Source organism: Candidimonas nitroreducens, from assembly GCF_002209565.1.
In the GTDB taxonomy this organism is placed as follows: domain Bacteria; phylum Pseudomonadota; class Gammaproteobacteria; order Burkholderiales; family Burkholderiaceae_B; genus Candidimonas; species Candidimonas nitroreducens.
This window is the reverse complement of the sequence record NZ_NJIH01000009.1, coordinates 329,731-352,139: the sequence shown is the minus strand read 5'-3', so window position 1 is coordinate 352,139 and position 22,409 is coordinate 329,731. Positions and strand designations below refer to the sequence as shown.

The following is a 22,409-nucleotide window of genomic DNA, read 5'->3' as shown; positions in this document are numbered from 1 at the left end:
AGCGCGGCGCCGGCCCGGTACCCCTCCCCTTCCCCCTATCCTCCATGAGACTACTGCTCGTCGAAGACAACCAGGAACTGTCCAGATGGCTGTGCGCCGTGCTGCAGGAAGAAGCCTTCCAGGTGGACTGCGTACACGACGCGGAAATGGCCAACGCGCTGCTGGCCGGCGAACACTACGATGCGGTGCTGCTGGATCTGAAGCTGCCCAATGCCAGCGGCCAAAGCGTGCTGCGGCGGCTGCGGCGCCAGCAAAACCAGACCCCGGTGATGGTGCTGACCGCCAGCGACTCGCTGGACATGAAGGTGGAATGCCTGGAAACCGGGGCCGACGACTATATGGTCAAGCCCTTCGAGGTGCGCGAGCTGGTGGCGCGCATCAAGGCGCTGATCCGCCGCCACAGCGGCAGCGCCACGCCCACGCTCGGCTGCGCCGACCTGAACTACGACACCAACACACGCCAGTTCCAGCTAAGCGGCCGGCCGCTCACGCTGCCGCCGCGCGAGCACAGCCTGCTGGAAGCGCTGCTGCTGAACCAGGGCAAGACCATGAGCAAGGCCAGCCTGATGCAAAGCGTCTTCGGCCTGGGGGCCGAGGCCAGCGAAGACGCGCTGGAAATCTATGTGCACCGGCTGCGCCGCAAGCTGGAATCGTCCCAGGCCGCCATCGTCACGCTGCGCGGCCTGGGCTACCTGCTGACCCCGCGCCAGGCCTCATGAACAGCCTGCGCGTGCGCCTGGCGCTGTGGGTGCTGCTGCCGCTGGCGGTGGCGCTGTCGCTGAGCATCTGGTTCGCTTACCTGGACAGCCTGCACAATGCCCAGGCGCGGCAGGATCACCGCCTGTGGACTTCGGCACTGATCATTGCCGGCCAGATCCAGTGGACCGGACGCCATACGCTGGCCGCGCCGGTGCCGCCGGTGGCGCTCGAGGTCTTCGCCTCCTCGCATCACGACCAGGTTTTTTTCTCGGTGTCGACCGCAGCAGGCCAGTTGCTGGCGGGCTGGCCCGACCTGCCCGTCGACTTCAAGCCGGCCCGCGGCCACATGGAGGCCTACCAGGACATGCTGTACCAGGGCCGCGAGCTGCGCGCCTACAGCATGGCGCGCGACTTCTTCGATACCGGCAAATCCACACGGGTGATCATCACCGTAGCCCAGACCCAGGAACAGCTCGCCGCCGAGACCCACGCCCTGTGGTGGCCCAGCGCCTTGCGCGAGACCGGCATGCTGGTGCTGGTGCTGGTGCTGATGCTGCTGGGACTGCGCCACGAACTCAAGCCGCTGGCCGCCCTGCACGGCGCGGTGTGGAACCGCGATCAGACCGACTTGCGGCCCATCCGCCTGAAAGACCTGCCGCTGGAGCTGCGCCCGGTGGTGGAAACCATCAACCAATACGGCGCGCGCCTGCAACGGCAGATCGATTCGCGCAGGCGCTTCATAGAAGACGCGGCGCATCAGCTGCGCACCCCCATGGCCCTGCTGAGCACCCAGCTGCATTATGCGGCGGGCCTGGCCAGCACGCCCGAACTCAAGAAGATCCTGATGGCGCTGGGCCGGAGCCGGTTGCAGATCACCCAGCTCGTCAATCAGCTGCTGAGCCTGTCGCAGGCCGAAAACCTGCGCGGCTCGCCCGTGCCGGCTACGCCGGTGGAACTCGACCCGCTGGTGCAAGAAGTGATGGTGGAGCTGGCGCCTCTGGCGGCGGGCCGCGACATCGAGCTGGGCGTGGGGCCGCAGCACGTGCAGGCGCGGCTGCAGGCACATCGCCCGGCGCTGCGGGCGCTGCTGTTCAACCTGCTGGACAACGCCATACGCTACACGCCGCGCGGCGGAGCCGTCACGGTCTCGGTCGCGCTTGCGCGCGAAGGCATCACCATACTGGAAGTGGAGGACACCGGCCCCGGCATTCCGCCCGAACTGCGCACCCGGGTGTTCGAACGCTTCAATCGCGGCAATGCTATCGACCAGGAAGGCACCGGCCTGGGGCTGGCCATCGTCCAGGAAGCGGCGCGGGCCTGCGGCGGCAGCGTCAGCCTGCACGGCGGGCGCCGGCACCGGGGGCTGCTGGCCAGGGTGGTATTCAAGCCTGCATGAAGCCGTGGCGGCGGCGGTGTATTACTCGCCGTTGGCGTGGCGCGCGCGGGCGGTGATCATCATGTGGTGCAGACGCTCGATCATCGAGCTGCCAGTGCGCACGAAAGCGAAAGGCAGCACGGCATGCACCAGGCAGGCCACGGCGCCGCAAAACATCAATACCGAAAACTTCGTGGCCGAATGCAGGTGTTGCAAATAAGTTTCACCCACTGTGGCGGGATGCGTGGTGAACAGGCTGGCAACGGTTCTGGACATGGCGGCCTCCGGGCGTGCTGGAGCAGTATCTGAGTTTTTCATTTCGACTTGTCATCGGCGAGTTTCATGCCGACATCTTCACAAGTGGATATCGTAGGCTTATATTCCCGGAAAGTGCTTCTTCTTTTTCACCAGATTCCCGGTATACATAGAATATTTTTTAGCTATATGGACAAAACAGATAAAAAACTTCTGGACATACTCCAGAACGATGCAACGCTTTCCGTCGGAGCCATGGCCGAGGCGGTGCATTTGTCCACCACTGCATGCTGGAAACGCATCCAGAATCTGGAAGAACGTGGGGTCATTCGCAAGCGCGTCGCCCTGCTCGATCCGGCCCAGCTCAAGCTGGGCATGACTGTGTTCGTCACCGTCAAGACCAACCACCACGACCTGCAATGGCTGCAGGCCTTTTCCCAAGTGGTGCGCGACATGCCCGAAGTGGTGGAGTTCTACCGCATGAGCGGCGAGGTCGATTACCTGCTGCGCATCGTCGTGCCCGACATCCAGGCCTACGACCAGGTCTACAAGCGCCTCATCAAGGACACCCGGCTGTCGGACGTCAGCTCCAGCTTCGCCATGGAAGAGCTGAAGAACACCACCGCCCTGCCGCTGGATTTCGTGTAGCAAGACCGAGCCAGCGGCCGCGACCCGATACGCCGGTTCGATAGGCCGGTTTGATAGGCCAGTTCGGGAAGAGGCCCGCCGGGCACCTTACAAAAAGGGCCGGAGCAGCTCGCGCGCGAGTTCGGCCTGATCGTCTTCCACCATCAGGGTTCGGGCGTTGAGGCTGTTGGAAACCGGCCCCGGGTACATGGTACCGAAGGCCCCGCCCTGCATGAAATAAGCAATGCCGTAGGCTTCCATCAGCGCCACGATCACTGCGGTCTCGGGTTCGGACTTGGGGGTATAGACGGGCACCATGCTGCACCTCTATTAAGCGCCGGACTCGCCCGGCCCCGCATGCTTCATGACCTCGCGCTCTACGCGCCGGTCGGGCACCAGCCACATGCAGGCGGTGACGACATAGAAAGCGCCCGAGAGCCACGGCGACACGAAAGACGTCACGATGCCCAGCAGGTACAGCACAGGCGAGAGCTTGCCCTTGATGTCGGGCCCTATGGCATGCGCCAGCACCGAGCCCGGCCCCTGCGCGGCGATGATGCGCTGCTGCAGGATGAAGTAGGCAATGGCGCAGCACAGCAGGTTCACGCCGTACAGGCACATGGCTGCGGCGGCGAAGTGATTCTCGCCCATCCAGCCGGTGGTGAACGGCAGCAGCGACAGCCAGAACAGCAAGTGCAGATTGGCCCACAAGATGCCGCCGCTGACCTTGCCCGCCAGGTGCAGCATGTGGTGGTGGTTGTTCCAATAAATGCCCAGATAGACGAAGCTGAGCACGTAGCTGAGGAAGACCGGCAGCACCGGCAGCAGCGCCGAGAACTGCTCGCCGTGCGGCACCTTCATTTCCAGCACCATGACGGTCAGAATAATGGCCAGCACCCCATCGCTGAATGCCTCGAGACGGTTTTTGTTCATGGTTCGATCCCTGAAGGCGGGTTCCTTCTGATTGCGGTGGCCTATTTTAAATTCGAATCGGCCGGGCTCAACGCCGGTATTCGATCGCGTGGCGCTGGCAATGTTCTATGAAGGCCTGCGCTACCGTGGACAGCGATCGGGATTTCATGTGTACGACACAAATCGGGCGCCGTATTTCGGGGGAAACAAGTTTCACAGCCACAAGATTCAGTGAACGTATCAACGACACACGGGAGGCAGGCAGAATGGCTACCCCCAGATTATTGGAAATGAATCCGATCAAGGTGCTGGTTTGTTCTACTTCATAAGTAGGCTGGAATTTTCCCCCCTGATGCAGATATTCCGCCTCTATCAAGATCTGTATATTGCTGTTGCCGCGCACCGCCACCAGGCGATAAGGCAGTAACTGAGCCCAAGATACCTCTTTATGGCCAGCCAAGTCATGGTCTGGCCTACACACCACCACCAAGTGATCTTCGAATAGATCGTGATGTATCAGATCCTCATCGTGCCGCTTTGCCGGCACGAGAGCCAGCTCGACAGTACCTGCCTTCAGCAGATCGATCGAGATTTCAGACAACGCGTCGTGCACCTTGAACACAATATCGGGAAATTTCTGTTGAAAAGGGTAGATCACTTCGGGCAGAAACGTCCCGGCCAAAGACGGTGCGGAAGATATGGACAAGCTGCCACGCTTGCCCCTGGCCAGATCGCTGATCCCGACAAGCGAGCCGTCGAAATCCTCCAAAAGACGCGTAGCTACATCGTATAGCTCGCTACCTATCGGTGTCAGCGACACAATACGAGTCGTCCGGTCGAACAGGGTCGCTCCAAGCATCTCCTCCAGCTTGCGGATGGCAGCGCTAAGCGCCGGCTGCGACATATGCACCGCCTTCGCGGCCTCGCTGAAGTTGAGCACGCGCGCCAGCGCTACAAAGGCCTCCAATTGCCGGAAAGTTATATTTATCTTCATAATGGATAAATTTATAACATAAATAAATTGGACGGATAAATGAAGAGCTTGCATGATTTCGCTATCGAAGCAAAGCCAATCAAGGAGATGACTATGCAAGCTGCATACAAACAAGACACAGCCGTTGGCGTAACAGCCTCTGGGAGAGCACTAGGTGCGGATGTTCAAAACGTCGATCTATCCCGACCACTGGACACCACTGCGGAAGACATCATCAAACAGGCCTGGGCCGATCATCTGGTTCTGAGGTTTCGAGGGCAGCATGGCCTGAGCGTCGAGAACCTGGCCCAATTCTCGCGTTGCTTCGGCGAATTGGACAAAGCTCCGATCTCCACCTCCAGAATGAGCGACGATTTCGTCTCGCAGAACCCCGAAATTACCGTCATATCTAATATCGTGAAGGACGGCAAAGCTATGGGCGGTCTGGGCTCATACGAAGCAGTATGGCATTCCGACATGACATACAACCCCCTACCCCCTAAAGGCAGCGCCTTGTATGCGGTAGAAATACCGCCCAGTGGCGGCAACACTCAGTTCGCCAATATGTACGCAGCCTATGAAAGCCTGCCCGCCAAGCTGAAGGAACGAATCGCCGGCCTCAAATGCGTGCACGACGCCAGCAGAACCAGTGCGGGCGAATTGCGCAAAGGTTATGTAGAGATCGACGACCCTACAAAAACGGTCGGAGCAACGCATCCCCTGGTCAGAATCCATCCCGTCACTGGCAAACAATCGCTGTTTCTCGGGCGGCGAAGAAATGCCTATGTCGTCGGACTGAGTCTCGAAGACAGTGAAGAACTGCTGGACAGCCTCTGGGCTCATGCAACACAAGAACAATTTGTCTGGACCCAGGTATGGCAGTTGGGCGATCTGGTGCTATGGGACAACCGCTGCACGATGCACCGCCGCGACGCTTTCGACTCTAATACCCGGCGCCTGCTCTATCGCACGCAAATCACCGGCGAAGCGGTTCTTGCCTGAGCCAACGCCCATCCCATACATCGGAAAACGTCGATGAAAATAGAGCGAGCCACCGTCAGGCAAGTGTCGTTCCCATTATCCGTTCCCTATAAGCTCGCTACAGCAGATCTATACGAATTCACACCCTTCGTGCTCGAGTTCAATGACGCCGACGGCCGCAGCGGCTGGGGCGAGGCTTTGATCATTACCGGCTACACCGAAGAAACTGTGGAAGGCTCATGGCGCACCGCCATAGAGTTGGCTCAGCGGTTGAAAGGCATCCAGCTCAAGGATGCCGCCGCCATCGTGGACACGTACGCCAACGCTCACCCCGGAGTCGTCAGCGCTACTCATGCAGCCTTGGACATGCTGCGCGACCCCAGCCCTTTTTGGACAGACAAGGATCTGCACGTTCCCCTTCTGGCTCCTTGCCAAGCTCATGAAAAACATGAGATACGGGAAGAAGTGGAACAGCTTCTGGAAGCAGGCTTCAAGACGTTCAAAATCAAGGTGGGCTACGCATGGCAAGACGACCTTGAACGCATGGAGCATATCCAATCCTGTGTAGCCGGCCGAGCCAGCCTGCGCCTGGACGCAAATCGAAGCTTCAGTCGCGCAGACGGACAATCCTTTGCCAGCCATCTGGATCCCAGAGGAATAGAGTTGCTGGAACAGCCTTGCGCGGCAGACGACTGGGAAGCCAACGCGCAGGTCGCAGCCGTATCCACTGTGCCGATAATGCTCGACGAATCCATCTACGGCGTTGCAGATATCGATCGGGCTGCCGCCATCCCCAATGTCAGCTTCGTAAAGCTCAAGCTGAAGAAAATCGGCAGCGCAGAACAGCTCACGGCCGCCCTGCAACGCATACGCACACAAGGCATGACGCCGGTGCTCGGCGACGGCGTATCCATCGAATTGGGTTGCTGGATGGAGGCTTGCGTCGCCGCACAATGCATAGACAATGCCGGCGAAATGAACGGTTTTCTGAAGGCGCGTACCCGCCTGTTTGGAAACCCATTGCCATTCAACCAAGGGGCCATACGACTGCCTGCCAAATATTGGCCACAAGTGGATCGGGCCGTATTGGACGCACATACACTGCGTACCCACTCCATCACTTGAATGCCGAAACGAAAATCAGAAACTAGGAGGCAAAATATGCAATCAATCATCCCCTTGCTGGCGCGCGCCGCGGGCGTATCACTGTTCTTTCTGGCGGCGATATTCACCAGTTCGCAGGCTGCCGACTACCCGAGCCGGCCTATCAAGATCGTAGTGGCTGGGCCGCCCGGCGGCGGTACGGATTTTCTTGCACGCTTATTGGCCGATAAGCTCATGAAGCAATTTGGCAATTCGGTAATTGTGGAGAATCGAGCAGGTGCGTCGGGCCTGATCGGCACGAAATACGTGAAACAGGCTGCCCCCGACGGATATACCCTGATCATGGGTCACACAGGGACACATGCAATTTTGCCGCTTATACATACCGAGCGTACCTATGACCCCATCAAAGACTTCACCCCCATCAGTCTGATTGCAACCACACCTGACTTTCTGGTAGTGCCTGCCAACTCGCCCATCAAAAATTTCGCCGACTTGGTGGCCCGCGCAAAGGAAAAGCCCGGCGTACTGACCTACGGGACGCCTGGCATCGGCCAGCCTCAACATGTACTTGCCCTACGGGTCACAATGCAAGCCGGCATCAAGCTGATGCACGTACCGTATAACGGCAGCAGTCCCGCCATCACCGATCTATTAGGCGGTCGCTTGACTAGCATGTTCGTTACTTCGGCAGCGATCATGCCCTTCATCAAATCCGGCCAGGTTCGGGCTTTGGCGATCAGCACAGAAACGCGCTCGAAGCTTCTACCCAACGTACCCACACTGGAAGAAGCAGGCCTGAAGGGCCTGTACCAGGTCGACTGGCTAGGCTTGTTCGGGCCGGCACACATGCCGGCAGCTACGGTCAAAACGCTTAGTACAGCAGTCATGAAAGTCATGCAAGGCGCTGCGATCCGCCACCAGATAAGCGAGTCTTACATGGATCCAGAAGGTACCACACCACAAAAACTTACCACGCTTCAGGCTGACGATGTCGCCAAGTTCAAGCAAATCGTCGAAGAGACAGGCCTCAAAATCAACTGAAGGAGAGAGACACAATGAAATTTAAGAGTTTGCTGAATTTGATCCTGGCTACCGCCTGCGCCTGTCTGGCGGGCGCGGCATCGCCGGCTGCCGCACAATACCCAGACAGAGCTATAAAAATGATCGTCGCCTTCCCCCCTGGTGGAGGCACTGACATGCTAGCTCGCCTAGTAGGAGCCGAACTCGGCCGTGAACTAGGCCAAAGCATAGTCATACTCAACCGAGGTGGTGCGGCCGGCTCCATCGGTACGCTCGCCGCCGCACGAGCCGACCCCGACGGCTACACCATATTGCTGGCAACATCGAACGTCACCATCACTCCGGCCGTGGACAAAAGCGCCAAATTTTCAGCCCTGCGCGATTTCAAACCTGTGACCCTGCTTACCGAGTCGCCATTTGCGCTAGTTGTTTCACCAGCGCTAAAAATCAAGACGCTACCGGCACTCGTGGCATATTCCGCCAAGCATAAGGGCAGCATCAACTTCGCCTCAACAGGCGTAGGCTCTCTGCAGCAACTCACCACAGAACTGTTCAAACAGCAAAACGGCCTGGATTGGATGCACGTGCCCTATCAGGGAGGCGGCCCTGCGCTAAACGGGCTGCTCGAGGGACAGGTGCAGGTCATGTTCAGCAACGTGCTGCCGGTACTGCCATTCCTGCAAACGGGCAGGCTGCTGGCACTGGCTCAAACTACCAGCAAACGCCTCCCTATCCTGCCCAACGTTCCCACCATGGCAGAAGCGGGCTACGGCAACTTCACTGCAAATTTTTGGTCCGGAATTCTCGTACCCAAAAAAACTCCGGACACGGTTGTGTCGGTACTTGATGCGGCCCTACGCAAGGTGATGCAAAAGCCGGAAATCCAGCAGCGTCTTATATCAGAAGGCACAATGATCAATGTTCTGGACAGCCAAAGCTTCAAGACATACATAATGAACGACCAGACGCATTGGAAAGATGTGGCCAAAGCTACCCATATCTCCATAAGCCACTAAGCGTAACGGCCCCAAACACCAGCCGGATATTGGCTACAGGCGAAGCCCGGCAAGACACCGGCGCCGGCCTACAACACCTTGCCGGGGTTCATGATGTTGCCGGGATCGAACAGCTGCTTGATGCCGCGCATCAGCTCCAGGGCCACAGGATCCTTGCAGCGCAGGAAGGCCCCGCGCTTGAGCTGGCCTATGCCGTGTTCGGCGCTGATGCTGCCGCCGTAGGCCATGACCTCGTCGAACACCACGTCGGCTACGGCATGCTCGTGTTCGGCGGCCCAGCTTTTGTCGGCGCCGGCGGGGCGCGACAGGTTGTAGTGCAGATTGCCGTCGCCGAAATGGCCGAAGATGTACGGCCTGCAGCCCGGTTCGGCCTGCTGCACGCGCTGCGCGGCACTTTCCATGAATTCGGGGATGCGTTCGATCGGCAGCGAGATGTCGTGCTTCAAGTGCGGGCCGTCGGCGCGCTGCGCCTCGGAAATGTCTTCGCGCAGGCGCCACAAGCTTTGCAGTTGCGCGAGCGAGGACGAAACCACCGCGTCCAGGCACAGCTCCTGTTCGAGGGCCTGTTCCATGCACTTTTCCAACAGGGCCTGCAGGCCCTCGGCGTCGGCGGTATCGGCCAGCTCTACCAGCACATAGGCCGGATGGCGCTGGCCAAAAGGCACTTGCACGCCTTCGGCATGCGCCAGCACCAGGTCGAGGCAGGCATCGGTGAAGAACTCGAAGGCCTGCAGGCGCGGGCCGCACACGCCGAACAGCAAGCGAAAGAATTCCAGCGCCTGCTGCGCCGATTCCACCGCGGCCAGAACCACGGCGCGCTCGTGCATCTGCGGCTGCAGGCGCAGCGCCACGCCGGTAATGATGCCGAGCGTGCCCTCGGCGCCGATGAACAGCTGCTTCAGGTCATAGCCGGTATTGTCCTTGCGCAGCGTGTGCAGGCCGTTGAATACTTCGCCGCTGGGCAGCACCGCCTCGATGCCCAGCACCAGCTCGCGCGCCATGCCGTAGCGCAGCACATTGACGCCGCCCGCATTGGTGGAAAGATTGCCGCCGATCTGCGAGGAATCTTCGGCGGCCAGGCTCAGGGGCAGCATGCGCCCCGCTTCCGCGGCAGCACGGCGCAAATCGCCCAATATGCAGCCGGCGTCGGCCACCAGGGTATTGGCGATGGTGTCCAGGGCGCGGATGCTGTTCATGCGATCGAGGCTGATGACGACGTTGCGCGGACTGCCGTCGGGCGTGGCCGCGCCGCACAGGCCGGTATTGCCGCCGCGCGGCACCACCGGCATGCCATGGGCCTGGCACAAGCGCAGCGCCTGCGCCACTTGTGCGGTGTTGCGCGGCCGCAGCACGGCCTGGGCCTGCCCCTTGTAGATGCCACGCCAGTCGCTTAGCCAGGGTTCAATATCTTGCGCGGCGCTGTAGACCACGTCCTGGCCCAGCTCATCGTGCAATTGCCGCAGAAATGTGTCCATGAAAGAAATCCCGTTCAAACAATAGAAAAAAGAAAAAGTATGGGCGTGCGACCGGCAAGGCTACAGACCTGCAAAGTAAAGATCGGCCAGTGTCGCGTCTCGGAAGTTCGCGCCCATAATGAAATCGACGGATTCGTGCGCAGGACAAGGCGCAAACCACAGCGATAGTCCTGACTATCGCGAGGCTGAGCCCGGCGCGGCCTGCAAGGCTTGCAACGCCACCATGCGCGCGAAGACACGATTTCATGGCTGCGAACTTCCGGGCACGGCACTGGCCATCAGTGCTCCGATGCATCGAGGCCCAGCCGCCGGCTGGCCTTGAGCATGTGCGTGCGCGCCGCGGCACGGGCTGCGGGCGGATCGCGCCGGCGGATGGCGGCCAGGATGGCGACGTGTTCTTTGTGCACCTGCCGTGCCAGGCTGTTCGGCATGGCCGCACTTGCGGCGGTCTGGCCGTGGTCGTGGTCGTGGACGCGGTCGATGGCCGCCGTGTGGCGGCGCGCTGCCTGTACGCTGCCGCGCCACTGCTCGTTCAGGTATTGCAGCAATTGCGCGTACTGCGGGTTGTGCGTGGCCTTGGCGATGGCCTTGTGAAAAGCCAGATCCCATTGCAGCGCCCTGCCCGGCGCCTGCAGGTTTTTTTCCAGGCGCGCCAATATGGCCTCCATGGCGGCGACCTCGGCCGCCGTGGCGTGCTGGGCCGCCAGGCAAGCGGCACCGGACTCGATTTCGCAGCGCAGTTCGTAGATGTGGCGCAGCGCGAGCTTGCCGGCATCGGCCGGCAAGGCCAGCTGGAAACCGGGATCGGCCACCGCAGCCAGCACCACGCAGCCCGAGCCCTGGCGGCTTTCGATCAGGCCCTTGGCGCGCAGGCTTTCGGTGGCTTCGCGGATGACCGCGGCACTGACCGAGAATTCCTGAGCCAGCAGGCGCCCCGAAGGCAGCTTGCTGCCCACCGGGTAGGTGCCCTTGCCGATGCGCTGGATCAGCGTGTCGGCGACGCGGCTGGTAAGTGTCGGGCGGCTTATCTGCATGCCGCAATCATATCAGGTTATCTGATAGGTTTTGCGGCTCCCCGCTCTATGAGAATATGCCGAACGAAACGCGACGGCCTCTTCGGCGCCGGCCGCGGGCGCGGCCGAGCCGCGATGGCTACACAAAGGATCTCGAAAAAAAAAGAAGCGAACTCTTACAAAGAAAACCTCTTACCACTTGTATCATTCCCAGCGATTCAGAAGATCGAAGCGGCTTGGCCGCCGTTTAAGGTTCGATCCCGCATCTGGCGCCACAAACTCCAGGCGCGGGCCGGAGGCCAAAGCTGGTGAGGCCTTTATCGCCAGCGCCCACAACAAGGAAAATACACTCCATGGAAAATCAACAACAAGACCTGCAAGAACTGACCGCGGACGAGATAAACATGGTCAGCGGCGGCCTGGCCGCGCCCTGGGACTACCAAGGTGAATTCAGCTATTGCTATCTGTACAGCGGCAATCCGGGCTCCTACCTGCAGTGCCGCTTTGGCTGATAGGCGCCTGCGGCGCGGGGCGCCCGCGCCGCGCTTATAAGCCAGCCACCGGCCGCGCCGACAAGCGGCGGCCGGTTCGCCACCAGCCCGAAGGCCCAGCGCCGCAAGCGCCCTTCATGACGGCGCGGGCATGAAACAAACCAGCACAGAACAACAAAACAAGCGCGCGTGTCTCTATTCCGCAAAGAAGCCCTGCAAGCCCGCCAGACACCCTGGCTCGGCGAAATCGTACTGGTGCGCCCTATTTCTTTCGGCATCGCCGCCTGCGCGGCCGCCGCATGCGCGCTGGCGGTCTGCCTGTTCCTGGCACTGGGCACCTATACCAAGCGCGTGACGGTCAACGGCCGGCTCGCCCCAGACACCGGCCTGATCAAGCTGTACGCACCGCATACGGGCATCGTGGTCGAGCGCCGCGTGCACAAGGGCCAGACGGTTCGGGCCGGCGACTTACTCTACACAATATCTACCGACACACAGAACCCGCTGGGCTCGACACAGGAAGCAATCAGCGCCCAGGTAGGCCGGCGCGAAGCCAGCCTGCGGGCGGAACAGCAAAGAAGCCAGCTGATCGAACAAAGCGAGCGCGCCGGCATAGCGCAAAAGATCGCGTCGCTGCAGGCGCAGATTGCCGCCCTGGACACCCAGGTCTCGGGCCAGCGCGACCGCCTCGCCCTGTCGCGGCGCGCCGTCGCGCGCTACCGCAAGCTGGTGGCGCAAGGCTACGTATCGCAAGAGCAGCTCGAAGGCCGGCAGGAAGAGGCACTCGACCAGAGCAATCAGCTGCAGTCTTTGCGGCGCAACCGCATCGAGCTGAACCAGCAGCTGGCCACGCAGCGCTCCGACCTGGCCCAGCTCGACCTGAAGCAGCGCAATAAGTCCGCCCAGTTCGAACGCGACCTGAGCAACGCCGCCGAAGCCCTGACGCAAAGCGAGGCCAAGCGGCGCCTGATGGTCACCGCGCCGGTGGCCGGCACCGTGACCACGGCCCTGGCCCAGCCGGGCCAGACCATAAGCAGCGAGCGCCCGCTGGCCACCCTGACCCCGGCCGGTGCCAGGCTGGTGGCCGAACTTTATGCCCCCAGCCGCGCCATCGGCTTCGTACGGCCGGGCACGGCGGTGCTCATCCGCTACCAGGCCTACCCCTACCAAACCTATGGCCAGCAGCCCGGGACGGTGCTCTCGGTGGCACAGGCCGGGCTGGCGCCCAGCCAGTTCGGCGACGACGCCGTGCGCAAGGACGCCGACGGCGAACCGCTATACCTGATCCGCGTGCGGCTGGACTCGCAGGACACCGCCGCGCGCGGGCAGCATCTGGCGCTGCTGCCCGGCATGACGCTGGAGGCCGACATCATGCTGCAGAAGCGGCGCCTGTATCAATGGGCGCTGGAACCCTTGTATGGATTGTGGGGCAGGTTTTGAACATGCTCGAACGACTGCCGCGACTCTCTTTGGGTTCGGGAACCCGGCTGCCCATGCTGCTGCAGACCGAGGCGACCGAATGCGGGCTGGCCTGCATCGGCATGATCGCCGGCTTCCACGGCCGGCACGTCGGCCTGGCGGCACTGCGCACGCGCTTTCCGGTATCGCTGAAAGGCGCGACCCTGGCCGGCCTGCTGCACATCGCCGCACAGCTCAAACTGGCCGCGCGCCCGCTGAAGCTCGACCTGGACAATTTGCCGAAGCTGCGGCTGCCCTGCATTTTGCATTGGAATTTCAATCACTTCGTCGTGCTGCGCGAGGTCAATCGGCAATACGCCGTGATCCACGACCCGGCGACGGGCATCCGCAAATGCGGACTGGACGAGCTGTCCCGCTCGTTCACCGGCGTGGCGCTCGAACTCTGGCCGGACACCGGCTTCGAGCGCGAGCCCGCTCGCCCGGCGCTGCGGCTGCGCCAGTTGCTGGGCCCGGTCACAGGCCTGAAGCGCTCGTTTGGCCAAGTGCTGCTGCTGGCTCTGGCGCTGGAAGTCTTCACGGTCGTCAACCCCTTTTTCCTGCAGTGGGTGATCGACCAGGTGCTGGTATCGGCCGACCGCAGCCTGCTGGCCACCCTGGCCCTGGGCTTCGGTCTGCTGCTGCTGATGCAGCAGGCCACCAGCGCCGCGCGCGGCTGGATGCTGATGTATGTCGGCACTACGCTGAACGTGCAGTGGCGCGCCAATGTATTCACCCACCTGCTGCGGCTGCCGGTGAGCTACTTCGAGAAGCGCCACCTGGGCGACGTGGTGTCGCGCTTCGGTTCCATCGACACCATACAGCAGACGCTTACCACCTCTTTCGTCGAAGCGCTGCTCGACGGCGTGATGTCGGTGGTGACGCTGCTGCTGATGTTCCTGTACAGCCCGGCGCTGGCCGCGATCGCCGTGGCCGCCATGGCGCTGTATGCGCTAAGCCGCTGGCTATGGTATGCGCCGCTGCGCCGCGCCACCGAAGAGCGCATCGTGCACGCCGCCAAGCAGCAGACGCACCTGCTGGAAACCCTGCGCGGGGTCAGGACGATCAAGCTGTTCGAGCGCCAGCAGGAACGCCGTTCGGCATGGCTGGCGCTGCTGGTCGAGCAGATCAACGCCGACCTGACGACGCAGAAGCTGACCTTGCTTTACAAGACGCTGAACGGCCTGCTGTTCGGCATCGAGAACATTCTGGTCATCTGGCTGGGCGCGCAACTGGTGCTGGACGGGGCCTTCACCGTGGGCGCGTTGATCGCTTTCTATGCCTACAAGGGCCAGTTCGACAGCCGCGTCGGATCGCTGCTCGATAAGCTGGTGGACGTGCGCATGCTGCAGCTGCAGGGCGAGCGCCTGGCGGACATCGTGTTCCATGCGCCCGAACCCGACGCGCAAGCGGCGGCACTGGACGCCGAGATCGGGCCGCAGCCGGCGATCGAAGTGCGCGGCCTGCGCTTTCGCTACGGCGACCAGGAGCCCTATGTGCTGGACGGCATAGATCTGCGTATCGAGCCCGGCGAATCGGTCGCCATAACCGGGCCCTCGGGCAGCGGCAAATCGACGTTGATCGCCGTGCTGCTCGGCTTGCTGCAGCCCGAGTCGGGCGAAATCCTGGTGGACGGCAAACCGCTGCGCCGGCTCGGCGCCGCGGCAATGCGCCGGCTGGCCGGCACGGTGCTGCAGGACGATGTGCTGTTCGCAGGATCCATGGCCGAGAACATCTGCTGCTTCGACGTGCAGCCCGATCACGAGCGCATCCGCCGCTGTGCGGCGCTGGCCGCCATACACGAGGACATCGCCGCCATGCCGATGGGCTACGACACGCTGGTGGGCGACATGGGTACCGTGCTGTCGGGCGGCCAGAAGCAGCGCGTACTCTTGGCACGCGCCCTTTACAAGCAGCCGCGCGTGCTGTTCCTGGACGAGGCCACCAGCCATCTGGACATCCAGCGCGAACAGCAGGTCAACGCCGCCGTGCTGCAACTGCGCATGACACGCGTGATCGTGGCGCATCGTCCGGAAACCATAGCCAGCGCCGAACGCCGCATCGTGCTTGCGGGCGGACGCATCGTGCACGACAGCGGGCGGCATGCGGCGCCTTCCTCGCCGTCCATGCCATCCATGCCATCCGCAGCGTCTGCACCTTCTGCGCCACCCGCCGCGCCGGGAACCGCAGCCGTGGAGGCGAGCACGCCATGATCCGGGCCGCCCTGCTCTGCCTGGCCTCGGCATTGATCGCCGGCGCACCGGCCCGGGCCGCGACCGCCGGCCTGGCAACACCGCCCGACACACTGGCGGCCGGCGGGCTGCGCGGATCCGGCGACGGCCCGCAAGGCGCCGCGACCTGCGCCTTTGCCACCCCCGGCAAGGCCCCGCTCAGCCTGCTGGACGCCGTGCAGCGCGCTCTGTGCCACGACCCGCGCACGCGCAAGGCCTGGGCCTATATCGCGGCCCAGCGCGGCGCGCTGGGCGTCAGCCGCGCTGCTTATCTGCCGACGCTGAGTGCCAGCGGCAGCATCGCGCGCATCCACCAGCATGTCAGCTACACCGACCTGCCCGGCTACGAGTCGACGCTGGACACGCGCAGCACCCAGGTGGGCCTGACTCTGGACTGGGTGTTGTACGACTTCGGCCTGCGCGCCGCGCACCTAGAGCAATCGCGCCAACTGCTAAACGCCGCGAACGCCTCGCGCGACGCCACCCTGCAGAGCGTCTTCCTGGACACCGTGCATGCTTACTATGACGCGCAGACCGACCTGACGCTGCGCGACGCCGCCCGCGAAACCGAACGCATCGCCCACGAAAGCTTCGACATCGCCCAAGCTAAGTTCGCCGCCGGCGCGGCAACCCTGGCCGACAAGCTGCAGGCGCAGACCGCCTATTCACAGGCCACGCTCAAGCGCATCCAGGCCGAGAGCCGGCTGCGCAGCGCCATCGGCACGCTGGCGCTGGCCCTGGGCCTGGATCCTGCCACGCCCGTGCGCCTGCCCGCGGCCGTGGATCATGGCAAACACCGCAGCGACTACCGCAGCGCAGTCGACAGCCTGGTGCGACAGGCCCTGGCGCACAACCCCGAGATCGCCCAGGCCGAAGCCCAGTTGAAGGCGGCGCGGGCCGAAGCCGACGTGGCACGCAGCCAGGATCGCCCGCGGCTCTCGCTGACCGCATCGCTCGATCGCAGCGACACCCCCATCGACGAAGTCACCACCCGGCAGATCATCAACAACCGCAGCGTCGGCCTGCAACTCACGATTCCGATCTTCGACGGCTTCAGCCGCCGCCATCAGGTCTACGAGGCCGATGCCCAGGTGCGGGTCAAGCAGGCCGAACTCGACGACGCCAGGAAATCGGTAGCGCAACAGGTCTGGAAAAGCGACGAGGCCTTCACTTCCGGCCTGCAGGCCGTGGCCACCGCTGAATCGCTGCTGGCCAGCGCCCGGCAATCGGTACGCGTTGCCCTGGGCCGCTACAAGGCGGGCGTGGGCAGCCTGCTGGAACTGCTGCGCGCCCAAAGCGACCTGGCCGATGCGCAGCAACAGCGCATCCAGGCCCTGGCCGGCTGGAAGACGGCCCGCTTCGAGCTGGCCGCAAGTCTGGGAAAGCTGGGGCTGCAGGACGCGCAGTAGCCCGCAGATCACTCCATCTGCCGCAATAGCAGCGACCAGAAATCGCGGCGCTGCGACAAGGTGGAAACCAGCACGTATTCCTGCAGGGTATGCGCGCCGTCGCCGTCGGCACCCAGGCCGTCGAGCGTGGGCACGCCCATGGCCGAGGTAAAGTTGGCGTCGCTGCCGCCGCCCGTCATGGGCGCGTCTTCCAGCGCGAAGCCGGCCTGCTGCGCATAGCTTTGCACCTGCGCCAGCAAAGCGGCCGAGGCCGGGGTTTTTTCCATGGGCGGCCGGTTCAGCTCTACGTCTATGTCGAGCTCGACATCGGGGCCGATGGCGCACAGGCTGCGCATGCGGCGCAACACGGTCTCGGCGGCACCCATGGTCGGCACGCGGAAATCCACCACGCAGCGGCATTGCGCCGGCACGGTGTTGGTAACAGTGCCGCCGGCGATCGTGCCGACGCTGACCGTGATGCCACTGGGATAATCGGTCATGGCTTCCAGCGCCAGCACCTGGTGCGCCATCTCGCGGATGGCGCTGCGGCCTTTCTCGTGCTGCATGCCGGCATGCGCGGGCCGCCCTTTCACCCCCAGGCGCAGCATGCCCGTGCCCTTGCGGGCGGTGACGCACTTGCCGCCGTTGGGGCGCGCCGGCTCGCACACCAAGGCATATTTGGCGCGCGCCGCATAGCGCTCTATGGAAGGCCGCGAGGCGTGGCTGCCGGTCTCTTCGTCGGGCACCATGAGAAAATCCACGGGCAGGCGCGTAGTACCGGCCTGCGCCAGGCCGCCCAGGGCTGCCAGCGCAAGATAGATGCCGGCCTTCATGTCGTAGACGCCCGGCCCATACAGGCGGTCGTCTTCGATGCGGCATGGGTTTTCCTGCAGCGTGCCGATGGGATGCACGGTATCCAGATGGCCCAGAATCAATATGCCCGGCCGGCCGTCATCGGGCGCGCGGTTGCCCACGTACAGCAGCGGCCCGACCTCTTCGCCCAGCGGCGTGACTTCGGTACGCAACCCGGCGGCAGCAGCCTGCGCCCGCACCCGCTCTGCCATGGCGGCCACCCCCGCCGGCGAATTCGAGGGGGATTCGCAGCGGATCCATTCCTGGATGCCGGCGACCAGTTGCTCGGTGTCGGCTGCGCCGCGGGCCGGCGATGCCGAGGAGCGTGGAAGCGAATTCATGTCGGATGTCTTGGTCATGTGGTCACGTGGTCATGGCAAAAAATATACAGGCGGCGATGCTCAAGCGACGATCTGCGCCAGCCGCAGCACGGTCACGCCGGGCCGCAAGTTGGCCGCCGGCATGATCAGCACACAGTCGTCATAAGGCGCCACCACGGACTGTTCGTCCTCCCAGCCTATGAGCGTGCCGGCCGGCAGGATCTCCAGGCCTTTCCAGGGCTGGGCATAGCGGAACCTGCCGCTGGGGGTGGCCACGGCCTCGGTGACCTTGAACGCGCGCTGGCGCGGGGCGTCGGGCGCGAACCAGCCGGGCGGCACGTCGGCGCGATCGACGCTGCCGGCCTCGACCAGGAAGCGCGCCATCTGGTCGATGGCCACGTCGCGCGTCTCGGGCGCGCCATGGAAACCGCACTCGATCAGCAAAGAGCGCGTGCCGTTTTCGCCCGGCTCGCCGTGACGGCCGTAGTCGCGCATGCGTACCCCAGCAGCGTGGCCCGCATCGGCAATGATGGTGGCGGGCGTACCCAGCTTCAGCGCCAGGTCGATATTGCGCTGCTGCACGCCCGACATCTGCAAGGGCACTTCGGACAAGGACATGGAATGGAAGTCCATGAGCCAGTCGGCGCGCTCTACCCAGGGCCGGATTTCAACGGCGCGGCGGCGCTCGCTGCTGCCCGGATCGGACAGCTTGTCGGGGCTCCAGACCCGGTTGAAATCTTCGTCGACGAAACGCGAAGGCAGGTAGTCCTGGCGGTCGAAGCGATCGAATGCCGCCAGATTGCAAAAGGCCAGGGTCAGCGTGCCGCGGCGCGGCTGCAGGCCGCTGCCCAAAAAGGTCTTGAGCGCCCAGGCGCCGCACAGCTCGTTGCCATGCACCAGCGCGGTAAGCATGACCGGCCTGCCGGGCTCGCCCGAATCGAAATGCCAGACACCGGCGGTATCGGTATTGCCGCGCCGCTCGGCGGACAAATCCGGACAGGCGAGTTCGAACGGACGCGGCGTGGTCTCGGTAGAGTTCATCAGCAGGCCCCTGGTGAGCTGATTCCAATTCTAAATTAGTCGCGAAAGCGCAAGCGAAGCACCGATGGCACAAGCAGTACGGCAAGCGAAGCTGGACACGGCCGCAGTTTGCACCTTATAAACACATCAATAGAAAATTGTAAGCAGTAAGCGCACATTATATAAATGCAGGCATGATTTTCGATCTGGGTCGAAGCTTTTGATGGTTTTTGGGTTCGACCAAGTCAGGCTTCCAGAGCATGTCATGAATTTAAACATCAGACAGTTAGAGGCATTCGTGTGCCTGGTGCGCATGGGCAGCTTTTCCAAAGCAGCCAGCCAGCTCAATATCAGCCAGGCGGGATTAAGCATCCTGATCAAAAAACTGGAGGAAAAGCTGGGTGTCAAGCTGGCCGAACGGACACCCCGGAACTTGAATATCACGGCCAACGGCCTTCTGCTATTACCCATCGCGGAACGGATTCTTAACGACTCCAAAACCATCCTTTCCATAGGTAAAGGCGGACTGACCGACTACCCTTCCAGCGTAAGCCTGGCTTTGACGCCAACTCTGGCCACCACGCTGCTGCCCGACGTGCTGAAATCGTTCCATAATCTTTATCCCAGGGTGACTGCCGTATTCCGCGAGTGCACCAACGAAAGGCTGGTTGCGGAAATGCACTCGAACGAGGTGGAATTCGGCCTGGGATTCGGCATGGAATCCAGTAAGGGACTGGATTGCCGCTCGATCGCCGAGGACGAGCTGGTGATGATTTGCGCGGCAGACCACGCCCTTGCCCATAAAAACAGGGTGTCGTGGGCCGACGTCATACACTGCCCAGTCATCATGTCCGCTGGAAGCCTGACACGTGCCACGGTAAATGACACGCTGCTGGAGATCGACCGGGCGCTTACTCCGATCTACGCGCCCAGCAGCTTGCTGACCGCGATCGAACTGGCCAGAAAAGGCCTTGGTATAGCCATTGTATCTTCCAGTGTCCGCCCCGCCCTCGCCGGCACACAGATGGTTCTGAGAACCGTCCACGATCCCATCATCAAAAGAGACATGAAAGTCATCACGCGTTCAGGATTTACGCTTTCCGAGCCGTCGCAGGCGTTTATACGAATCTTTGTCGAAGCGCTGAACTCAGTAGAGTGGTGAGCCAGGCCTCGACGAAGCAAGAACCCGGTTTCAATAGCGCCACGAATCTGCCGGGAAGGCCAATACTGCATAACGAACGCTTATTGTTCCATAACGTTGTATTGATTCACTAATAAAAACCCACGGCATAAACTTTGCCACTCATCCGTCAACCGATAGAGTGGAGATGCGACATGGGGTTTACGGCTGTCGAAAAGGTGCTGGGCCGAGCCAGCGGGCGCCCCGGCGTTCGTGCGGGTGACGTCGTGTATCCCAACCCCGACCGGGTAGTGATTCACGATGTGGTAGTGCGCGAAAATAAAGAAAAACTTGACCAGATCGGGATCACGCGCCTGACCGCCGCCAAAAAAGTGATGATGGTGACCGACCACGACGTCGTGTACGGCAATCAGCGGGCCGCCGATCGTGGCGCGTTCAACCGCAAGGCGGCCGCCCAGTGGGGCGTGGGCAAGTTTTACGACGCCGGCCAGGGCGGGCACGGCCATATCTTTCCCATAGAGCAAGGCCTATTACTACCCGGCATGTTCTATTTCGACAATGATTTCCATGCGGCCAACTCGGGGGCAGTCGGAGCATTCGGTCTGAGGGCCGGCGCGGAAATCTCTCGCGTGCTGGCGACCGGCACGACATGGGTCGAGGTGCCGAAAACGGTGCTGCTTGAAATCAGTGGCCAATTGAAATCGGGTGTGCAGGCCCGAGACGTAGGCTTCTACCTGGCCCGTTGTATCAAGAGTGGTGTGATTCCGATGGATCTGGACTATCGGGTGCTCGAATACGCGGGCGAGCTGGATCAGTTCGGGCTTGGCGCCAGAGTGGCTCTGTGCAGCACCCCGGTGGAGCTTCGGGCCGCGGGGATCTTCATTCCGCCGGGCGAAGAGGTACTGGCCTACTGCAGGCGCCATGCGAAGATGGACTTCACACCCGTGTTCAGCGATGCCGATGCGGACTACGAGGCACGCTACCAGATGGACGTTTCCGCCATCGAGCCGCAAGTGGCACTGCCGGGCGCGGTTAGCAATTCGGTCGACGTCAGCGAAGTGGTGGGCACACCCGTGGATCATGCGTTTATCGGATCTTGCGGCTCGGGCATGTACGAAGACCTGTTATGCGCGGCGAGCTTGATCAAAGGGCGGCACGTCGCACCGGGCGTACGCCTGTTCATCGTACCCGGCTCGGAACGGTCAACCCAGCGCATGGCGGAAGATGGATTGGCAAAGATCTTTCTCGATGCCGGCGCGATGATCCTGCCGGCGGGCTGCGGCCCCTGCAACGACGCGGTAGTCGGCCCAGTTGCCGCGGGCGAAGTATCGATCTCCACGGCCACGAATAACAATGTGGGCCGTTTCGGTTCCAGGAAGGCGAAGCTCTTCCTGGGCAGCCCGATGACAGTGGCGGCTTCAGCCGTGCTGGGAAAAATCGCGGACTCGCGCGAGTTGTCATTCGATACGGCATTGCAAAAGCAGATGGAGACGGCTTATGTCTGAGTTCATCTGGTCGCTTCGCGGGCGCTGCTACAAGCTGGGAGACAACATACCTCATCCAGGCGGCGTCATTCCCGCATCCCTCGTCACGGCCCGGGAAACCGATCCAAAGGTACTCATCCCCCGTCTTTTCGAGGAAACCGACCCCGGCTTTTCCACCCGCTGCAAACCCGGCGACCTGATCGTTACCGGCCGGAATTTCGGAATGGGGTCGAAGGCGCCCGGTTACATTGCCATGCAGGCTCTCGGCCTGGGACTGCTTTGCGAATCCATGTCGGTACAGGCTTATCGCGAAGCAATCAGCACAGGCTTGCGCGTGCTTTCGCCCTGTGACGGCATTTCATTGTTGTGCGAAAACGGCGACGATATCGAAGCCAACTTCCAGACAGGGGTTTTTATAAATCACACTCGCGGCATCGAGCACAGCTTTCCTCCTGTTCGCGAGGGGCTGCAGGATCTGCTCGCCAAAGGCGGCACCATCGCCTGGCTCGAACACTGGTGGCGCACTACCGGCTCCATGGCCAAGCTTGAAAACTAGCTCGGCGGCGGAACAAAA

General features: G+C 62.3%; 22 protein-coding genes. 14 read left to right on the top strand and 8 right to left on the bottom strand.

Translation table 11 applies throughout. The annotated features are described in order from the left end of the window. The first annotated feature begins 44 nt into the window (after window positions 1–44). Both CEY11_RS17335 and CEY11_RS17330 read left to right on the top strand, forming a co-directional pair. A complete protein-coding gene (locus CEY11_RS17335) occupies window positions 45–719 on the top strand; it encodes a response regulator transcription factor (RefSeq protein WP_088604652.1) in 675 nt (224 codons plus the stop codon). After that, window positions 716–2,095, top strand: coding sequence for a sensor histidine kinase (locus tag CEY11_RS17330; RefSeq protein ID WP_088604651.1), 1,380 nt, complete (start codon window positions 716–718; stop codon window positions 2,093–2,095). The genes CEY11_RS17335 and CEY11_RS17330 overlap by 4 nt, the downstream gene beginning before the upstream one ends. A gap of 21 nt (window positions 2,096–2,116) precedes the next feature. Here the strand turns inward: CEY11_RS17330 and CEY11_RS17325 are convergent, their stop codons facing one another. Further along, window positions 2,117–2,350, bottom strand: coding sequence for a DUF6356 family protein (locus CEY11_RS17325; RefSeq protein WP_088604650.1), 234 nt, complete (start codon window positions 2,348–2,350; stop codon window positions 2,117–2,119). Window positions 2,351–2,518: 168 nt separating this feature from the next. Between CEY11_RS17325 and CEY11_RS17320 the strand changes: the two genes are divergently transcribed. Beyond that, on the top strand, window positions 2,519–2,977 hold the full coding sequence (locus tag CEY11_RS17320; RefSeq protein WP_088604649.1) for an Lrp/AsnC family transcriptional regulator: 459 nt from the start codon (window positions 2,519–2,521) through the stop codon (window positions 2,975–2,977). A gap of 87 nt (window positions 2,978–3,064) precedes the next feature. On the opposite strand, the gene CEY11_RS17315 is transcribed toward CEY11_RS17320, so the two are convergent. From CEY11_RS17315 to CEY11_RS17305, 3 genes are all read right to left on the bottom strand, one after another. Continuing rightward, on the bottom strand, window positions 3,065–3,274 hold the full coding sequence (locus tag CEY11_RS17315) for a putative signal transducing protein (RefSeq protein ID WP_088604648.1): 210 nt from the start codon (window positions 3,272–3,274) through the stop codon (window positions 3,065–3,067). A 12-nt stretch (window positions 3,275–3,286) separates the two neighbouring features. Beyond that, on the bottom strand, window positions 3,287–3,889 hold the full coding sequence (locus CEY11_RS17310) for a TMEM175 family protein (protein ID WP_088604647.1): 603 nt from the start codon (window positions 3,887–3,889) through the stop codon (window positions 3,287–3,289). Between the two features lie 67 nt (window positions 3,890–3,956). Further along, complete coding sequence (locus CEY11_RS17305) at window positions 3,957–4,916, bottom strand: LysR family transcriptional regulator (protein ID WP_088604646.1); 960 nt, start codon at window positions 4,914–4,916, stop codon at window positions 3,957–3,959. Between CEY11_RS17305 and CEY11_RS17300 the strand changes: the two genes are divergently transcribed. From CEY11_RS17300 to CEY11_RS17285, 4 genes are read left to right on the top strand one after another with little or no spacing between them, the layout of a single operon-like run. Continuing rightward, the gene (locus CEY11_RS17300; RefSeq protein ID WP_198958928.1) at window positions 4,902–5,843 is read left to right on the top strand and encodes a TauD/TfdA dioxygenase family protein; all 942 of its coding nucleotides are present in this window, start codon (window positions 4,902–4,904) and stop codon (window positions 5,841–5,843) included. The genes CEY11_RS17305 and CEY11_RS17300 overlap by 15 nt on opposite strands. A gap of 33 nt (window positions 5,844–5,876) precedes the next feature. Further along, on the top strand, window positions 5,877–6,947 hold the full coding sequence (locus tag CEY11_RS17295) for a mandelate racemase/muconate lactonizing enzyme family protein (protein ID WP_088604645.1): 1,071 nt from the start codon (window positions 5,877–5,879) through the stop codon (window positions 6,945–6,947). Window positions 6,948–6,983: 36 nt separating this feature from the next. Then, window positions 6,984–7,970, top strand: a complete 987-nt coding sequence (locus CEY11_RS17290) for a Bug family tripartite tricarboxylate transporter substrate binding protein (RefSeq protein ID WP_158215356.1) — start codon at window positions 6,984–6,986, stop codon at window positions 7,968–7,970. A gap of 14 nt (window positions 7,971–7,984) precedes the next feature. Continuing rightward, window positions 7,985–8,965, top strand: a complete 981-nt coding sequence (locus tag CEY11_RS17285; protein ID WP_088604643.1) for a Bug family tripartite tricarboxylate transporter substrate binding protein — start codon at window positions 7,985–7,987, stop codon at window positions 8,963–8,965. A gap of 68 nt (window positions 8,966–9,033) precedes the next feature. On the opposite strand, the gene CEY11_RS17280 is transcribed toward CEY11_RS17285, so the two are convergent. Together CEY11_RS17280 and CEY11_RS17275 are read right to left on the bottom strand one after the other, a co-directional pair. Beyond that, window positions 9,034–10,440 carry an FAD-binding oxidoreductase gene (locus CEY11_RS17280; protein ID WP_088604642.1) on the bottom strand — a complete coding sequence of 469 codons (1,407 nt, stop codon included), beginning with the start codon at window positions 10,438–10,440 and terminating at the stop codon, window positions 9,034–9,036. Window positions 10,441–10,718: 278 nt separating this feature from the next. Then, window positions 10,719–11,474: a FadR/GntR family transcriptional regulator gene (locus CEY11_RS17275; RefSeq protein ID WP_088604641.1), complete on the bottom strand. Its 756-nt coding sequence runs from the start codon at window positions 11,472–11,474 to the stop codon at window positions 10,719–10,721. A gap of 332 nt (window positions 11,475–11,806) precedes the next feature. On the opposite strand from CEY11_RS17275, the gene CEY11_RS25405 reads away from it, so the two are divergent. The 4 genes from CEY11_RS25405 to CEY11_RS17260 all read left to right on the top strand — a co-directional run bounded on the left by CEY11_RS25405 (window position 11,807) and on the right by CEY11_RS17260 (window position 17,039). After that, window positions 11,807–11,965: a hypothetical protein gene (locus CEY11_RS25405; protein WP_158215355.1), complete on the top strand. Its 159-nt coding sequence runs from the start codon at window positions 11,807–11,809 to the stop codon at window positions 11,963–11,965. A 168-nt stretch (window positions 11,966–12,133) separates the two neighbouring features. Then, the gene (locus CEY11_RS17270) at window positions 12,134–13,384 is read left to right on the top strand and encodes an HlyD family secretion protein (RefSeq protein WP_088604640.1); all 1,251 of its coding nucleotides are present in this window, start codon (window positions 12,134–12,136) and stop codon (window positions 13,382–13,384) included. Window positions 13,385–13,386: 2 nt separating this feature from the next. Further along, entirely contained in the window at window positions 13,387–15,612 is a 2,226-nt protein-coding gene (locus CEY11_RS17265) for a peptidase domain-containing ABC transporter (RefSeq protein ID WP_233154935.1), read from the top strand. After that, window positions 15,609–17,039 carry a TolC family protein gene (locus CEY11_RS17260; RefSeq protein WP_088604638.1) on the top strand — a complete coding sequence of 477 codons (1,431 nt, stop codon included), beginning with the start codon at window positions 15,609–15,611 and terminating at the stop codon, window positions 17,037–17,039. Before CEY11_RS17265 ends, CEY11_RS17260 begins: the two co-directional genes overlap by 4 nt. An 8-nt stretch (window positions 17,040–17,047) precedes the next feature. On the opposite strand, the gene CEY11_RS17255 is transcribed toward CEY11_RS17260, so the two are convergent. Next, window positions 17,048–18,211, bottom strand: coding sequence for a M20 family metallopeptidase (locus CEY11_RS17255; RefSeq protein WP_088604689.1), 1,164 nt, complete (start codon window positions 18,209–18,211; stop codon window positions 17,048–17,050). A 60-nt stretch (window positions 18,212–18,271) separates the two neighbouring features. Beyond that, a complete protein-coding gene (locus CEY11_RS17250) occupies window positions 18,272–19,231 on the bottom strand; it encodes a M14 family metallopeptidase (protein WP_088604637.1) in 960 nt (319 codons plus the stop codon). A gap of 244 nt (window positions 19,232–19,475) precedes the next feature. On the opposite strand from CEY11_RS17250, the gene CEY11_RS17245 reads away from it, so the two are divergent. The 3 genes from CEY11_RS17245 (at window position 19,476) to CEY11_RS17235 (ending at window position 22,391) form a co-directional block, all read left to right on the top strand. Next, entirely contained in the window at window positions 19,476–20,372 is an 897-nt protein-coding gene (locus CEY11_RS17245) for a LysR family transcriptional regulator (protein ID WP_158215354.1), read from the top strand. Window positions 20,373–20,545: 173 nt separating this feature from the next. Next, a complete protein-coding gene (locus tag CEY11_RS17240) occupies window positions 20,546–21,856 on the top strand; it encodes a 3-isopropylmalate dehydratase large subunit (protein WP_088604635.1) in 1,311 nt (436 codons plus the stop codon). After that, entirely contained in the window at window positions 21,849–22,391 is a 543-nt protein-coding gene (locus tag CEY11_RS17235) for a 3-isopropylmalate dehydratase small subunit (RefSeq protein ID WP_088604634.1), read from the top strand. Before CEY11_RS17240 ends, CEY11_RS17235 begins: the two co-directional genes overlap by 8 nt. The last annotated feature ends 18 nt before the right edge of the window (window positions 22,392–22,409 follow it).

Coding starts and splice junctions, on each gene's coding strand:
- CEY11_RS17335 (WP_088604652.1), top strand. CDS start 45: ATGAGACTACTGCTCGTCGAAGACAACCAGGAACTGTCCAGATGGCTG.
- CEY11_RS17330 (WP_088604651.1), top strand. CDS start 716: ATGAACAGCCTGCGCGTGCGCCTGGCGCTGTGGGTGCTGCTGCCGCTG.
- CEY11_RS17325 (WP_088604650.1), bottom strand. CDS start 2,350: ATGTCCAGAACCGTTGCCAGCCTGTTCACCACGCATCCCGCCACAGTG.
- CEY11_RS17320 (WP_088604649.1), top strand. CDS start 2,519: ATGGACAAAACAGATAAAAAACTTCTGGACATACTCCAGAACGATGCA.
- CEY11_RS17315 (WP_088604648.1), bottom strand. CDS start 3,274: ATGGTGCCCGTCTATACCCCCAAGTCCGAACCCGAGACCGCAGTGATC.
- CEY11_RS17310 (WP_088604647.1), bottom strand. CDS start 3,889: ATGAACAAAAACCGTCTCGAGGCATTCAGCGATGGGGTGCTGGCCATT.
- CEY11_RS17300 (WP_198958928.1), top strand. CDS start 4,902: ATGAAGAGCTTGCATGATTTCGCTATCGAAGCAAAGCCAATCAAGGAG.
- CEY11_RS17305 (WP_088604646.1), bottom strand. CDS start 4,916: ATGCAAGCTCTTCATTTATCCGTCCAATTTATTTATGTTATAAATTTA.
- CEY11_RS17295 (WP_088604645.1), top strand. CDS start 5,877: ATGAAAATAGAGCGAGCCACCGTCAGGCAAGTGTCGTTCCCATTATCC.
- CEY11_RS17290 (WP_158215356.1), top strand. CDS start 6,984: ATGCAATCAATCATCCCCTTGCTGGCGCGCGCCGCGGGCGTATCACTG.
- CEY11_RS17285 (WP_088604643.1), top strand. CDS start 7,985: ATGAAATTTAAGAGTTTGCTGAATTTGATCCTGGCTACCGCCTGCGCC.
- CEY11_RS17280 (WP_088604642.1), bottom strand. CDS start 10,440: ATGGACACATTTCTGCGGCAATTGCACGATGAGCTGGGCCAGGACGTG.
- CEY11_RS17275 (WP_088604641.1), bottom strand. CDS start 11,474: ATGCAGATAAGCCGCCCGACACTTACCAGCCGCGTCGCCGACACGCTG.
- CEY11_RS25405 (WP_158215355.1), top strand. CDS start 11,807: ATGGAAAATCAACAACAAGACCTGCAAGAACTGACCGCGGACGAGATA.
- CEY11_RS17265 (WP_233154935.1), top strand. CDS start 13,387: ATGCTCGAACGACTGCCGCGACTCTCTTTGGGTTCGGGAACCCGGCTG.
- CEY11_RS17260 (WP_088604638.1), top strand. CDS start 15,609: ATGATCCGGGCCGCCCTGCTCTGCCTGGCCTCGGCATTGATCGCCGGC.
- CEY11_RS17255 (WP_088604689.1), bottom strand. CDS start 18,211: ATGAATTCGCTTCCACGCTCCTCGGCATCGCCGGCCCGCGGCGCAGCC.
- CEY11_RS17250 (WP_088604637.1), bottom strand. CDS start 19,231: ATGAACTCTACCGAGACCACGCCGCGTCCGTTCGAACTCGCCTGTCCG.
- CEY11_RS17245 (WP_158215354.1), top strand. CDS start 19,476: ATGAATTTAAACATCAGACAGTTAGAGGCATTCGTGTGCCTGGTGCGC.
- CEY11_RS17240 (WP_088604635.1), top strand. CDS start 20,546: ATGGGGTTTACGGCTGTCGAAAAGGTGCTGGGCCGAGCCAGCGGGCGC.
- CEY11_RS17235 (WP_088604634.1), top strand. CDS start 21,849: ATGTCTGAGTTCATCTGGTCGCTTCGCGGGCGCTGCTACAAGCTGGGA.